Genomic DNA, 15,108 nt, shown 5'->3' with positions numbered 1-15,108 from the left:
TCAAATTATAAATATCTAAAGATTTTTTAAGATGCTTTTATCTTTATTGCTTACAAAAAATAATTTTGCTAAAATATCTATCGATAATATTTATCAATTTAAGGAGGACACAATGATAAAAAAAACATCTGTAATTTTTATCTTGTGCTTAACACTTTTATTCAATTCAATAAGTGTATTTGCACAAGCTACAAATGACAAAAAAGTAAGTTTAAAACTAGAAAAGACGTCGGATAAATATATGGAATTTTCCATCGAGCCAAAGGAGACCATAGATAAAATTTCAGGAATAAAGACTGACACAGTTTTTACTCACGAAAAAATGCTAAAGAATAGCATCGGTTGGACTTCTAGGAAAAAGGGTTATGCTATTGAAAATGGAAAACTTTACATAGAGACTATTAAGAACAAACACACAATAACTCTTAATCTAAATGACGGAAGTGATCTTCATTTTATCCTAAAGGATGGTAAATGCGAAAGTATAGATTTAGCCCATCCACCAAAGGGAAAAATTCACTTAAAGTTAGAGGGTTACTTTGAAGGTGCTCTTGTGGGACAAAGAAAGTATGATGCAGTAAGTGCATCAACTGGAGCTGCAAGTGACAACAAGAACTCCGACATAAAAGTCTATGGTCAAATAACTGAAGAAAATGAAGCTCCTAATCCAAAAGCTTGGAAAGAGCTTTCCAAATCTGATATAGAAGTTGATAAGGGATTAACAAAAATAACTTTAGACCCTAAGTCTGGAATGAAAGCTAACTTTAACGCTCTAGACTCTTCTATTACTCTAGCAGGTGAACCAAAAAATGTTGGTGACTATCCTGTGAAGGTTGAACTAGTTGATATATATGGCAGAAAGGCAACTAGCAATGCCGCTTGGTTCTCTGTTTCTGATATAGAATCGACTTACCTCGACAAGGTTATGAAGGATGTAAATACAAAGCTTAAAACAACTCAAAATAACAAGGTATTATTTAATCAGGAGCCTTGGTATATTGGTTATTTCAATGAAAACAATAGGGGAGCTAATCAATCCTTTACTGTTCCCAAGAATATAAATCTATGGCAAGGATCTCATGAAAGTGGAACCTATGGACAATTAGGATTGATTTTGCCAATAAGTGAAAATCCAGATAAAAATAAATTCCAATATAGACCTGATGAAGAAAGAATTCCTATTCAAAATTTCGTCCTAGAAGAAGGAACTAATCTTACACTTGTAAATATGAAGGTCTTCTCTGGAGTAAATATAATTGTAAAAAAAGGGGCTACTCTAAATGTTCATGATTCATCAATTTATGGAAGAATAACAGTTAATGGCGGTAGGCTTAGGATAAACTACGACCCTAAGGGGACTTTTCAAGGTGAGTTTGGAAAGTCTTCAGGTGCAAAAGTTGTTTCTGGATCATCTATCCAAGGACAAATTATCCTAAATGATGGAGCGGTTTTGGAAAGCTCTTATATTTATTCAAATACAAATAATTTGACAGATGCCAATAAGGCTATAAAAAATACAAGACCTGTTGTCCTTGTTAAGGGTAAGGCCTTTATAAAGGGAAATGTGTTTGTAAAAGGAGATGAATCTCCAACAGGAAGTGAAGCAAATGGCTTGCCTTATAGAGGTCAAACCGGTATGGAAATTGATGGTGGATCTCTTACTGTCTTAAAAGATTCAAATCTTTATGTATATGGTGGTGGAACTACTGCAACTACATCTCGTGGTGGTAATGCTCTTGTTCTTAAAAATAAGGGTAAAGTTCTAGGTGACGGAGGTCTTGCCCTTATGGGTGGAACTGGTCAAAGTGGAGAAGGTGGATATGCGGCTTGTGGAGATGGAATCATATCAACAAAGTCTGCTTACCTAAGAGCTGGTAATGGTAGCATTGAAACACTTGCTAAGGAAGATGGCATTGAAATAACAAAAAATGTTGTTGGAAGTGTCCATAATGGTAAAAAAGGAACCGGAAGAATAGCAGAAGAATATCCTGAATTCTGGGGACATAGCTCTCTTCCTAAAAAGTTAGATGATGAAAAAATTGGAAAAACTCTTATAAACCCTAATGGTAAAGATAAGGTTGAGGGTGAAACCCCACCTGTTTTTGAAGATAAAAAACCAGGCAAATTCCTAAAAAGAGTTGAACTTGTTACTAATTCTTTCCACAACAAATCAACTCAAATCAATAATAGAAGCGAGGACTCCAAGGCTTGGCTAGAAAAATTAGCTAAGGGCGAAGGAGAGGTCAAACTTGGAGAGGAAAAGTTAAATCTTGTTCAAGATGAGATTCTTGGACAAAAGGGCTATAAGGTTGATGGAAACTTCTTATATATCTACGGATTAAAAGTAGACGATAAAATAGATATTAAGCTTGATGGATATGTGCCCCTTAGCTTAAAGGCTGTTGCAAGTAACTACCCAAAAATACCATATTTATTAGTTGCCTTTAAGGGAGAAAAGGAAGAAAGACCTTATCTTCCTGAAAAAGAGCTAGATATTTCAGATGAAAGTGTCAATGCTGCAAAAAATTATATTAATGATATTACAATCAATGAATCTGCCCTAAATCAAGCAGGTGTAAATATTGGTAAAAATTCTTCAACTATAGATGCTTTCAAAGAAGCAATTAAAAAAGCTAAAGAACTTGCTAACAAAGCAAGTCTTAACAATGAAGAAAAGAAGGAACTTGTTTCTTACTTCAATAATAAGTTTGAGGAGCAAACAAAAAATATCAAACTGGATATGAATCTAGATGATAAAAAAGTTATAGCTAATAAATATGATAACACTAGGCTCCATGCAAAATTAAATAACGGAAAAGTAAATTACTCCTCTGAGTTGCAAAACCTTTCTAAAACTGCTTATCCTAAGCTTACAATTTATAGGATTGATAAAAGTTCTTATGAAACAAGACAAGATTTAGATGCAACTACTAGAGCAACTGTTCCAAAATTTGAAGATCACATTTTAGATGAAAAATACTATGACATTAAGAAGCTTCCAAATAACAATCAAGATAGGACTTCTGTGCCAAATAACAAATACGAAATTGATATTAAAGAAAATGATATAAAAAGAGACTTCCCAGAAACGAAACTTTTAAAAATTGTTTTCTCTGTAGAACTTGCTAATGGCATTGAAGCAAAAAGCTCTGACTTTGTATTTCTAAATGACACAAAGCCTGAAGATAAGCCTAGTGAAAATCCATCAACAGAAAATAACAATACACCTGCTGATAACAATACTTCAATTGTAGAAGAAAAAGATCCTATTAAGGAAGAATCAAATAAAAATATTGCCAAGCCAAAGATAGAATCCACAGGTCATTATGAATACAGGCTAACAAAAAAATATTCGCCAACAAAAGTTAAGCATACTAAAAAGACTTCTCAAAAATCTTTTATAGCTGGCTATCCTAATGGATTATTTAAACCAGACAGTTCTGTCACAAGAGCTGAAGCTGCTCAAATGCTTTGGGTCTTAGAAAATGCCACTGCATCAAACTTAAAAGCAGACTTTAAGGACGCAAAAGACTCTTGGTACAACCAAGCTCTCAACTATACAATATCTAAGGGAATGTTGCTTGCTAAGAATGGCAACATTAGACCTGATGTCCCTATGACTAGGGGAGAATTTGTTAGAATGTTATATCCCCTTCTAGCAGATAAGTCAGGTGGACCAAGATTTAATGATATTGCAGGTCATGAGTTTGAAGCCGCAATATTAAGAGCTAGTGCCAATGGAATAATAAAGGGCTATCCAGATGGAAGCTTTAAACCTGATGGAAAAGTCACTAGAGCGGAAACAGTTACTATGCTAAACAAATTATCTAATAGATATTTGACATTAGATGACCTAAAGAAAAATAATTCTAAAATAAAAGAATTTTCTGATGTTCAAAAATCTCATTGGGCATACTTGCAAATTATGTCAGCTGTAAACTACCCTATCATAAATGAAGTTACAGAAACTTATTACACTTATAAGGATGGATATGAAGAATCTTGGGACAAGGTTTGGGTTGAAAATTCTAAAGAAGTTACTGAAGATAAGGACCAAAATAATAAACCAGATTCAAATACAAAAAAGGATTATATTGAAAGTAAATTAGATGACAAAACTTCTAATGTTAATATAGAAGGAAAACTTACGAAAGATGCAAAGCTTGTGGTTGTAGATAAATCCACTAAAAAGGATGGTAAGGTTACAATAACAGTTCCTGAAACTATTTTAAAGGATTATAAAACTTTAAAACCTACACAAGACAAGCTTTATGAAATCGTAAAATCCTTTGATATAAAAATACTTGGTGACTATCAAGGAAAACTTAAAATAAGCTTGCCTGTTGGTGAAGAAAACAATGGAAGAAAGGCTATTATAAAGCACCTTTCAAAGAATGGTTTAAAAACTTATACATCAACTGTCGAAAAGGGCAGCGTAAGCTTTGAAGTAGATAGCCTATCACCTTTTGTTGTTATAGTCGAAAAGGATAAAGTTGATAAGGAACTTGTAAATCTAAAGAAACAACTCCAAGAAAAAATTGATCTTGCAAAGGAAAAAGATGAAACTAAGTTTACAAAAAAATCCTTTGATGCCTTGAAAGCCGAGATAGCAAAAGCAGACTCCTTAAAAGATTCTAATGATAAGGAAGCTTTAAAAGTGGCCTTAAAAGACTTGCAAAATTCACTTGACTCTTTGATAACAATTGGCGATTCATCAATACTAGAGAAAAAGCTAGAAGAAGCTTTAAAACTAACAAAAGATGAATCTTACACAGAAGATTCAAGGAAAACTTTAGAAAACTTCTTAAATAGATTTGCAGGATATGACTTCGATAATGCTACAGAAGATGATATTAAGCATGATTTAAAACTAGTTGAAGAAGCAGTTAATAAGCTTGTAAAAAAACCAAGCCAAGTGATAGTAGAAGTGTTAGTTAATATGGGTGGCTCTTCAAGCGATAATCTAAAGGGAATTCTTGGAAAAACTTTCGCAGACTTGACAAGTGATTCTGGAAGCTACAAGATTGAAGATCCAAGTATAAGTGGTAAAGTCTTCCTTGGATGGAAAATAAATGATGGCTCAGAAATTTTATCAAGTGATGCCTTAAAATCAAAAGTCATTACACAGGATATGGTTAAGGACGGAAGAATAAATATTTCTGCTGAGTTTAAAGATGAAGTCAAGCCTTCACAAGAGGATGCTAAGACACCTAAACTCCTTACAGATAAGAAAAATAAGGCAATTGCCATAGACAGAAATAATGAAGAGACTAAAACTTGGCTTAACCTTCTAAAAGGGTCTACTGTTACTCTTTCTATATATCTTAGTGGAGAAAAACTAAATTTTACGACAACTAATTCTTTAGAAAGAGGCTACTATGTATATACTAATTCTTCTCTTGGAGTTAGAGGTATAAATATCGGGGATATAGTGAAGATAATTGTCCCTGGTTATAAGGACGTCTTTGTTAAGGCTGAAAAATTTGGAAGAAGCTACAACTTAGTTCAAATTGAAAATCCTGAAACTAAAGAAAATAATAATCCAAGTTCCGAAAATAATAATGTACAACCAAGCGAAGGAAAAAATCCTAAGCCAAACACTCAACTTAAAAAAATTATTTTTGCAGAATCTGAAAATAGAAAGATAAGGCTAAAAAAAGATCACCCAGATAATGGTGACTGGCTAAGCCAAATAGAAGAAAAAGCCCTCGTTAAGAAGCTAGAAAATAATACTTTTGTAGATCTAAATAAAGGTAACATTAAAATCTATAATAAGACCTCTACAAAATCTATAAGTATTTATAATTTAAAAGCAGGTGATATTATAAAAATATCACTAGATGGTTTTGAAGATGTTTATCTAAAGGCTATAAAAAATGGTCAAAGCTATCAGCTAGTTCAAATAGAAAAGCCAAACCTCTAAATAAAACAAATAATATAGTAATTACTCCTAATAGTGTCAGATAAAACTGGCACTATTTTTTTATTCATACTTTATCTAATCCCAATCATTTTCATGGCAAAGAAAAAAGAGCAGGCCTAAGCCTACTCTCTTTCCAAAAAAGTATTTATTTAAATGTGTTGTCGCGATTTTAATTTTTTGCTTTCACAAATTTTATTTCTTAAATACTATTTTCTAATGAAAATTTATTATTCAACAGTAATTTTTGATGCTCCCTCAATTTTTACATTTGAGTTGTAATATTTTGTAAGTGCCTTAATCATGTAAGCTGGGTCTTTTGCTCCAGCTGTTTCATAACTAGAGTGCATTGCTAGTTGTGGAAGTCCAATGTCAACTGCGTGAAGGGAAACTTGTGTGTTTGATAAGTTTCCAAGAGTTGAACCACCTTGCATGTTAGATCTGTTGGCAAAGTGTTGAACTGGTACATCAGCAAGGGCACAAATCTTTTTGAATACTGCTTGTGAAAAGGCATCTGATGTGTACTTTTGGTTAGCAGCTTCTTTGATTACAATACCTTGGTTCATGAAAGTTCTGTTTTCGTCATCAGTTAATTCCTTGTGGTTTGGATGAACTGCGTGAGCATTGTCTGCACTTACTAGGAAGGATTTTGCAACAGCCTTGTGGTACTCTTCTTCTTCAAAACCAAGACCAGCATTAAGTCTTTTTAATGTGTCGTGAAGAAGTGTTGACATAGCACCTTGTTTTGTGTTTGATCCAACTTCTTCGTTGTCGAAGCAGCAGTAAACATTTACTACCTTGTCGTTTGAACCAGCTATAAAGGCCTTAAGTGAAGTGAAGGCACATTCTAGGTCGTCAAGTTTTGGTGATGAAACAAATTCATCCTTATAGCCCCAGATTTTTCCTTCTTGTCTATTTACTAAGAATAGGTCCTTAGAAATAATTTGTTCTTCCTTAACTCCAAGTTCTTCAGCTATCATCTTGTTGTAGTCGCCTTTTTTCATAGAGCCACTTGTAAATAGTGGAAGAAGGTCAACTTGTCTATTAAACTTATAACCGTTGTTTACTTCCCTATTCATGTGGATGGCTACATCAGGTATGATTAAGATGTCTTTGTCAATGTATAAAAGTTTTGATACAATTGCGCCATCTTCTTCAACTAAGACTCTTCCACCTAGGGTAAGAGGCTTGTCAAACCATGTCCAATCAATTGGTCCACCATAAACTTCTACATTTAATTTTACATAGTCTCCTGGGCCATCAAGCTCTGGCATACTTTTCACCTTGTAAGTTGGTGAGTCAGAGTGAGAAGCCACAAGTTGGTAGTGGTAATCTGAAAGATCACTACCTACCTTAAAGGCAATAATACTTGAGTCGTTTCTTGTAGTGTAATAGTTCTTGCCCTTTTCAATAGTCCAGCTTTCGCCTTCCTTTAATTCTATAAAGTCTTCCTTGTCAAGATATGTCTTCACAGTGTCAATTGTGTGGAACATACTTGCAGATTTTCTAATAAATTCTAACAATTCCTTTGAAGTTTCTAAATAATTCATACTTCCTCCTTTTAGAATTTAGCTAAGTTTTTTATCTTCCTTTGCCCTAATCATTGGTAGGATTACTCCAAGTGCAACAAGTACAAGTGGTGTAATTACGTTAAGTGCCATTTGCATTGGATCGTCTGAAATCATTCCTAGCATACAGCAAGCAGCTGTTAATATGAAGCACCAGAAGCCAAAGAATAGAGCAATTCCTTGGTTACGAGTAAAGTAGAATTCTCTTTTTACGTCGCCCCTGTTCTTTCTCAAGAAGATATAAGCCAAGAATACCCATAGGTAACGAAGTGGCATTGTGATTGAGTTAAGCTTTGTTAATTGTCTTAATACAGTTGCAGCACCTGGCACAAGGATTTGTGCAAGGATAATTGAGCCTGCAAGAACAATTATAAGTTTAATACCATTGATGTAAGCACCGTATTTATTTTTCTTAAGAAGCTTTCTTGGGATGTATTTATTTGTCTTGTCATCATCAAGTAGCATTCTTAGTGGTGCGTCAATACTTACAACAAGTGTAGAGAATTGACCAATCATATTACATAGAGCGTAAACAATCATAATCTTGTTTCCAAGGCCATAATATTCTCCAACTCTTTCGAAGGCCCAGTAAGCACCATTAGCTGCGTAAGAGTCAAAAGTTGCTGAGTCTGCGTTGATAATAGCAGGATCAAACATCATACCCATAGCAATAGTACCAAAGATAGCTGAAATAATTACCATTACAGCAGCGAAAATCATTGCCTTAGGGAATTCCTTTGAAGAGTTACCTTCCATGTGGTTTACATAAGGACTCATCTTTTCAATACCACCAACAGCAAATACAAGAATTGATAAAGAAGTGAAATACTTCATATCAAAAGTTGGAATCAAGTTGTCAAGGGACCAGTCCATAGCTTGGTAACCACCATCTGGATTAATCTTTGGTGCAGCAAGCATCATTAAGATGTAAAGAATACCCATGACAAACATACTTGAACCTGCAATAGTTGCAAGGTTTTTAAGTGGGTTAAGACCTCTACTTGCTACCCAGCAGAAAATTAAAAATACTGCTAGAGTTGCGATTTGTACATAAACAGTTGGTAGGGAATCATAAACTTCTGCGTTTTGGAAGAACATCCAAGACATAGCCTTTAGTCCACCAGAACCCTTTGAAGCAATGTAAGTGATGTGACATGCCCAATAAGTCCAACCTGCGTAATAAGCTAACTTATCACTAGAAGTTGCTCTTATCCATGATGTAACTCCACCACCTTCGTCCTTGAAGGAAGAACCAAGTTCCCCAACCATAAGTGCGTTTGGAATAAAATAAAGTGCGAACATTAGGATCCATGAAAATATTACTTGGATTCCGTTAAAGAATACGAAACCGTTAACAACATTTCCAAAACCCCATAAAGTGGAAAAGGCCATGAATGCCAGCATATACCACTTAATTTTCTTTTGTGAATCTTGCATTTTAACTCTCCTCTCAAAAAAATAATTGCATGATTAATTTAATTATAACCTTAAAAAAATAGACCATCTAGTGTATTTAAAAAATAAGAAAAACATTTTACTATTTTGATTTTTAAATTGTTCCACTTTATACTAGTTTGGTACTAAATTTTTGAACCTTTAAAAATACAAGTCTATATTGCTTTTAAGCATAAGAGGATCTTCATTTGAAATAATTTTGATTAATCTTGACCTATTAATAAATACAATTTTTAAGAGAGTTTAACATTGTCTTTTATCATTAATTTCTATTATATTTTTAAATTTTTATAAAAATTTTTCCAACAAAAAATCCCCGATTTTTTATCGGAGATCTTTTGTTGGAAAAATTAGGAGGGCTTTTTCTATCAGGAAAATATTTTTATATTTTCTTTTTATATAGATTTGATGCTTAAATTTATTTTCTCAATTATTAGCTAGGGCTTGCTCAACAATCAATTTTTTTTGATTTTCTAATTTGTTTTCATTTACCGAGTTAGTTCTTAATGCAAGGTATGAGAAAAACATAGGAATAATTACTACACAGGCAGCAATTATTGCGTTGTTAAGATTTAATTCTTTAAATAAAGTTATCGCTATTACCGCAGCACATATTCCGCCCAATACACTTGATGAAATAAATAGAAGTTTTGGAATCCTAAATCCTCTATTTTCAAACTGCTCTGGATAATTTTTGGGTATATACATACATTTTATATTTAAGTAAGCATTAATAACCATTGTTGGAATCATAAGCATGGATATTGCATTATCTACATTCATACCTGTAAGGATTGGTATAAGTGCAATAACATAGACCAACAAATAACAGTAATATGGATAACCATCACTAGACTTCTTTTTAAAAATTTCTGGTAACCATCCATCATCTGCCATTTGCGCTAAGGGATTTCGTATCATAACAAGAACTGATAAAAAAGAAGATATGATTGCACATATTCCTCCACCAATAACAAAGAAAGCAAATAGTCCTGGACTTAAAATAGCTTTTGCTGTAACACTCAAATTATTACCAGCATACTGATCAAATGTGAGTACACCTGAAGCAACAAAGGACATAAATCCATAAATTATAGAAACTACAATACAAGTTAATAAAATTCCCAAAGGTATATTTCTTTTTGGTTTTTTTGTTATTGGAATGACTCCTACTGGTCCCATAGTTGTTCCTTGACAAGCCCATCCCATCACAGCTATAGCGCCTATAACTCCTGGAATCCCATTTCGGAAAAATCCTCCATCGTAACTCATATTGAAATAATTATTAATATTAACTTTTGGAATTCCTAAAAATACAAAAATAACTAAAGCTAAAATTAATAATCCTGTAACTATATTTTGAAATATGGTTACAAACCTGTTTCCTCTTATAGTTAATAGAAAGAAAATAGTTAAAATTATTGAACTTGATAACTTCAAATTATCTGTAAATATTGGCCATAAATCACCCAAATATTGAGTAAGAGCCAAGGCATATCCTGTAAACCCAAATGCCCAGATAATATTAGTCCATCCACCAAATCCTGTTAATATAGGAGGAAGAAGCATGCCCTTCATGCTGTAATCTCCGCCTTCTATAACAAATACTCCCGAAATTGCCATATTATACCAATAGGCTAAAAGCATATAAAAGACACTGATAACTGTAATAGGCAATATAGACCTGCCAGTCCTGGCCATGGCTGATCCTAAAGTAACAAATATTCCTGATCCAATGGCTCCGCCTACACCGAGCCCAATAATATTAATCACACCAAGTTGTTTTTTATTAGTCATGCTGAATACTCCTTAATGATGTCTATTTTATTCTCCATAATACTTTTCCTTGTGCTTATTTTTTACTGCATAAATAATCCTGTCTATTCCTTCTTTTAAATAAGATCTTGGACAAGCTAAATTAAGTCTTACAAAACTTCCAGAGTTTTTAACAAACATGTTTCCTGCTTCTAATAAAACACCAGCTTTATATGCAAAAAACATTGTTATCGCTTCATCTTCATCAAAATATTCTCCAAAGTCTGCCCAAGCTAAATAAGTTGCTTCAGAAATGTTAATTCTAACCTTTGGTAAATTCTTTTCTAAGTAATCCTTGGTAAATTTAAAATTTTCATCCAAATACTTACTCATTTCTTTTAACCAATCTTCACCTTCTTCATAAGCTGCTTGACTAGCTGCTATGCTAAGAGGATTGTCAAAGTTATAATGATTTTTGTTCCAAACTTTTCTCAAATTTTCGTTTCTAATTATGATACTTGAAAACATTAGTCCCGCTATATTAAAGGTTTTACTAGCAGCCATGCATGTTACTAGCTTGTCATAATCACCTAAGATCTTACCTAGAGGTATGTGTTTTTGTCCTTCTCTTAAAATATCACAATGAATTTCATCAGAAATTACCCACAAATCATTTTCTTCTATTATATTTGCTACTTTTTTTAGCTCTTCTTCTTTCCAAACTCTTCCTGTAGGGTTGTGAGGATTGCAAAAAATAAACAACTTTGTTTTTGAATCCCTTGCCTTGTCTTCTAAATCTTTAAAATCAATTGTATAGTAACCATTTTCAAGCTTTAAATCTGAACAAACAGATTCTTTATTAGAAGAATCTGCTGCATATTTAAAATATGCATAGGAAGGTGTAAGGAAGAGTACTTTTTCATCTTCTTTTAAAATGTAGTCTACCAATTCAAACAAGGCTGGAATAATTCCATTGCTTGTAACAAGTTCTTCTCTTGCAAAACTCCATCCATATCTTCTTTGACACCAAGATAATAAAGATTCATAAAAATCATCTGTAAATACTCTTGTATAACCTAAAATTTTTTTATCTAATCTTTTTTTAATTCCCTCAATTACAACATCAGGTGTTGCGAATTCCATATCAGCTACCCACATATGAATAAATTCATCATCAGCGTAGGGAAACTTCATACTATCATCAGCATGAAATATATAATCTCTAAATCCATCTATCTTTAGTGCGTTAGTATTTTTTCTGTCAATTCTTTCATCAAAGTTATACATTAAACCATCCTTCCAAACTTATCTTTTATACAAAAGTTAATTTAATAATACATATAGTTTGAAGCAGTGCTTATTTAACTTATTAAATCAATTGTGTTATCTTTTTTTATTGTCAATTATTAAATAAAAACTTCTTCTGCTACTTCTTTTAGTAGGGCTATCTTCTTCCATTGGTCTTCTTCTGTCACTGCGTTGCCTTCTTCTGTTGATGAGAAGCCACATTGGGGTGAGATACAAATATTTTCTAGAGGAATATAATTTGAGGCTTCTTTAATTCTTGCAATTAACTCATCCTTGTCTTCAAGCTCTGGTCTCTTACTTGTTACAAGACCTAGGACAACTTTCTTGCCTTCTGGTATTTTTGCAAGGGCCTTGAAGTCTCCAGATCTTTCATCGTCGTATTCTAAGAAAAATCCATCGATGTCCTCTTTTGCAAATACATAGTCGGCAACATCATCATAGGCTCCTTGGTAAAGCCAGTGACTCATGAAATTTCCCCTGCAGATGTGAGTTAAGATTTGCAAGTCCTTTGGAGCTCTTTCATAAATTTTATTGTTGTAGTCTAAGAATTCTTGTCTAAGTTCATCAATAGTCTTGCCAGAATTTTCGTATTTCTTCCTGTAGTTTTCGTCAACTGTTCCAATCCAGCTTACATCATCAAATTGTAGGACCCTGCCTCCAATCTTGTAAAATTCATCTACAAATTCTACATATGCCTTTACAAGGTCATCAATAAATTCTCTTGTAGAATCATATACATCCTCTATACCTATAGTTGAATCAATTGATTGGGCCAAGAAAACTGCTATGGCTGGTATTGTTAGCTTTGGTGTGAAGTCGTCTTCTTCAAATTTTTGTATAAACTTAAAGTGGTCTAGGAAGGGATGATTCTTAGATGAGACTTTAGATTTTACTCTGATATTTTCTCTTCTCAGTTTTTTTCCATTAAAATCAAAACTATCATTTTTATCTATTTCTCTTTCTAAACCTTCAAAGCCCCACCAAAAATCAAAGTGCCACCAAGACCTCCTAAATTCTCCATCTGTATAAAACTTTAATCCTGCATTTTTTTCTTTTTCCACAAGCTCTCTTATTGCCTCATCTTCAACTTGTCTTAGGCACTCTGCCTTGATTTTTCCATCTTCAAAATCTCTTCTAGCTTTTTTTAAGATCTCTGGTCTCAAAAAGGATCCTACTACTTCGAACTTACCTGGCGCTAAATTTTTTGTCATCTTATTTCTCCTTTTAAATCCTTAAATCAAAACTTCTTCTGCTACTTCTTTTAAAAGGGCTATCTTCTTCCATTGGTCTTCTTCTGTCACTGCGTTGCCTTCTTCTGTTGATGAGAATCCACATTGGGGTGAGATACAAATATTTTCTAGTGGAATGTAGTTTGCCGCATCTTTAATTCTTGCAATTAACTCTTCCTTATCTTCAAGCTCTGGTCTCTTGCTTGTCACAATGCCAAGGACAACTTTCTTGCCTGCTGGAATTTTGGCAAGGGCCTTGAAGTCACCAGATCTTTCGTCATCGTATTCAAGATAGAAGGCCTTCACATTTTCTCTTGCTAGGACATAATCTGCAACTGCGTCGTAGGCTCCCTTGAAGTGGAAGGAAGACTTGTAGTTTCCCTTGCAGATGTGAGTTGTAATATTTAGTCCTTCTGGTGCATAGGCTATGGCCTTGTTGTTTATTTCTAAGTAGATCTTCTTAAGGTCTTCGATGTTTTTGCCATCTTTTTCATAAAGTCTTGTTGCATCTTCATCTACTAGGGCTCCCCAAGTGCAATCATCTATTTGTAAGTTTCTGCATCCTAAGTCATAAATTTCTTGGAAGAATTCGCCATATGCTCTTGCAAGGTCGTCCACAAACTTACCTTCATCTTCGTAGGGATTACCAGCTTTGATTTGATTGTAAACTCCTCTTAGGAGTTGAGCTGGTGATGGAATTGTTTGTTTTGCCACAGTATTTTCATCTTCAAATCCTTTTACAAATTTGTAGTGGTCTAAGAAGGGATGGTTTTTACCTCCAAGCTTTCCAACAATTTTTATCCCATCAGGTCTTAGGGTTTCTCCATGAAAGTGGATGAGTTCATCTTGACTTAAAGTATATTTTTCTATTCCTTCAAGTCCCCAAAAGAAGTCGTAGTGCCACCAGGACCTCCTAAATTCTCCATCAGAAATTATTTTTAGGCCAGCTTCCTTTTGCTTCTTCACAAGTTTTTCTATTTCTCTGTCTTCAACTTTTTTAAGTTCTTCACCTGAAATTTCTCCCTTAGAAAACTTTTCTCTTGCGATTTTTAAATCTCTTGGTCTCAAAAAAGATCCTACTACGTCAAACTTACTTGGTGCTAAAATTTTTGTCATTTTCTTTCTCCTTTTTCTTAAATCCATCTTGAGAATGTATAAAAAAAGTCCTTACTGTTTATAAAAACAATAAGGACGAATTATTTCCGCGTTACCACCTATTTTGCATATGGAATGCCACTCTCAAGTACCAACATACTCTATCTCTATAACGGGAGCTCCCGGAAAAGTCTAATATCGACTAATCCCATCAGAGGCCATGTTCACCCAAATCTTCCTTTGACCCTCTCAGCTAAACGGGCTTCTCTGTAAAATTCCAAAATGGATTACTCTTCTCTTCAAATGGTTTAAATTTTATTTTATGTTAGCATCATTAATTTTACCTGTCAAGAAAATTTTTAATTTATTTTTCTCAAGAGTTCATCAACCCTGTCTCCAAGGTCTTCTAATTTTTCTCTAATTTCTTTGATTTCTCTGTTTACACGTAGGTCTGTAAAGATGTTGTCAAAGATTACATCAACAAAAAAATCATAAGTTGAGTCAGGGATTTCTTCGTCGAGATCAATCCTAATATCATTTAGTTCTCTTTTCGCAACTTCCAATTTATCTCTAACTATCTTTAAGTTACTGTTGATGTCTTTTATCTTTCCTCTTTTTACAAGTCCAACTAGGCCAGAGTCTGCGAAGAGATCAAAAAGTCCCCATCTTGATGCACTCTCTGTAAGCTTTATGGTCTTGTCAATTTCATTTTTAAGGTCAAGTAAGGCTTGGTGAGCTTCTTTTAATTCTTTTTCTTGTGACATAAAATTCTCCTTTA

General features: G+C 33.6%; 8 protein-coding genes and 1 other annotated feature. Of the genes, 1 reads left to right on the top strand and 7 read right to left on the bottom strand.

Annotated elements, in window-relative coordinates:
• Window positions 1-112: 112 nt before the first annotated feature.
• A complete protein-coding gene (locus M9426_RS04910; protein WP_250341500.1) occupies window positions 113-5,923 on the top strand; it encodes an S-layer homology domain-containing protein in 5,811 nt (1,936 codons plus the stop codon).
• Between the two features lie 227 nt (window positions 5,924-6,150).
• On the opposite strand, the gene M9426_RS04905 is transcribed toward M9426_RS04910, so the two are convergent.
• From M9426_RS04905 to M9426_RS04875, 7 genes are all read right to left on the bottom strand, one after another.
• On the bottom strand, window positions 6,151-7,470 hold the full coding sequence (locus M9426_RS04905; RefSeq protein ID WP_250341499.1) for a M18 family aminopeptidase: 1,320 nt from the start codon (window positions 7,468-7,470) through the stop codon (window positions 6,151-6,153).
• A gap of 18 nt (window positions 7,471-7,488) precedes the next feature.
• Window positions 7,489-8,925: an APC family permease gene (locus M9426_RS04900; protein WP_148464985.1), complete on the bottom strand. Its 1,437-nt coding sequence runs from the start codon at window positions 8,923-8,925 to the stop codon at window positions 7,489-7,491.
• A gap of 444 nt (window positions 8,926-9,369) precedes the next feature.
• Window positions 9,370-10,740 carry an APC family permease gene (locus M9426_RS04895; RefSeq protein WP_250341498.1) on the bottom strand — a complete coding sequence of 457 codons (1,371 nt, stop codon included), beginning with the start codon at window positions 10,738-10,740 and terminating at the stop codon, window positions 9,370-9,372.
• A 27-nt stretch (window positions 10,741-10,767) separates the two neighbouring features.
• Window positions 10,768-11,985 carry a MalY/PatB family protein gene (locus M9426_RS04890; protein ID WP_148464983.1) on the bottom strand — a complete coding sequence of 406 codons (1,218 nt, stop codon included), beginning with the start codon at window positions 11,983-11,985 and terminating at the stop codon, window positions 10,768-10,770.
• A 119-nt stretch (window positions 11,986-12,104) separates the two neighbouring features.
• Window positions 12,105-13,217 carry a 5-methyltetrahydropteroyltriglutamate--homocysteine S-methyltransferase gene (locus M9426_RS04885; protein WP_250341497.1) on the bottom strand — a complete coding sequence of 371 codons (1,113 nt, stop codon included), beginning with the start codon at window positions 13,215-13,217 and terminating at the stop codon, window positions 12,105-12,107.
• A gap of 21 nt (window positions 13,218-13,238) precedes the next feature.
• Entirely contained in the window at window positions 13,239-14,351 is a 1,113-nt protein-coding gene (locus M9426_RS04880; protein ID WP_148464981.1) for a 5-methyltetrahydropteroyltriglutamate--homocysteine S-methyltransferase, read from the bottom strand.
• A gap of 68 nt (window positions 14,352-14,419) precedes the next feature.
• Window positions 14,420-14,642 (bottom strand) — a binding site (T-box leader).
• Between the two features lie 47 nt (window positions 14,643-14,689).
• Window positions 14,690-15,094 carry a hypothetical protein gene (locus tag M9426_RS04875; RefSeq protein ID WP_148464980.1) on the bottom strand — a complete coding sequence of 135 codons (405 nt, stop codon included), beginning with the start codon at window positions 15,092-15,094 and terminating at the stop codon, window positions 14,690-14,692.
• Window positions 15,095-15,108: the final 14 nt, after the last annotated feature.

Source organism: Peptoniphilus genitalis (assembly GCF_023614525.1).
Taxonomy (GTDB): Bacteria; Bacillota; Clostridia; order Tissierellales; family Peptoniphilaceae; genus Peptoniphilus_A; species Peptoniphilus_A genitalis.
This window is presented reverse-complemented; position numbering and strand designations above follow the sequence as displayed.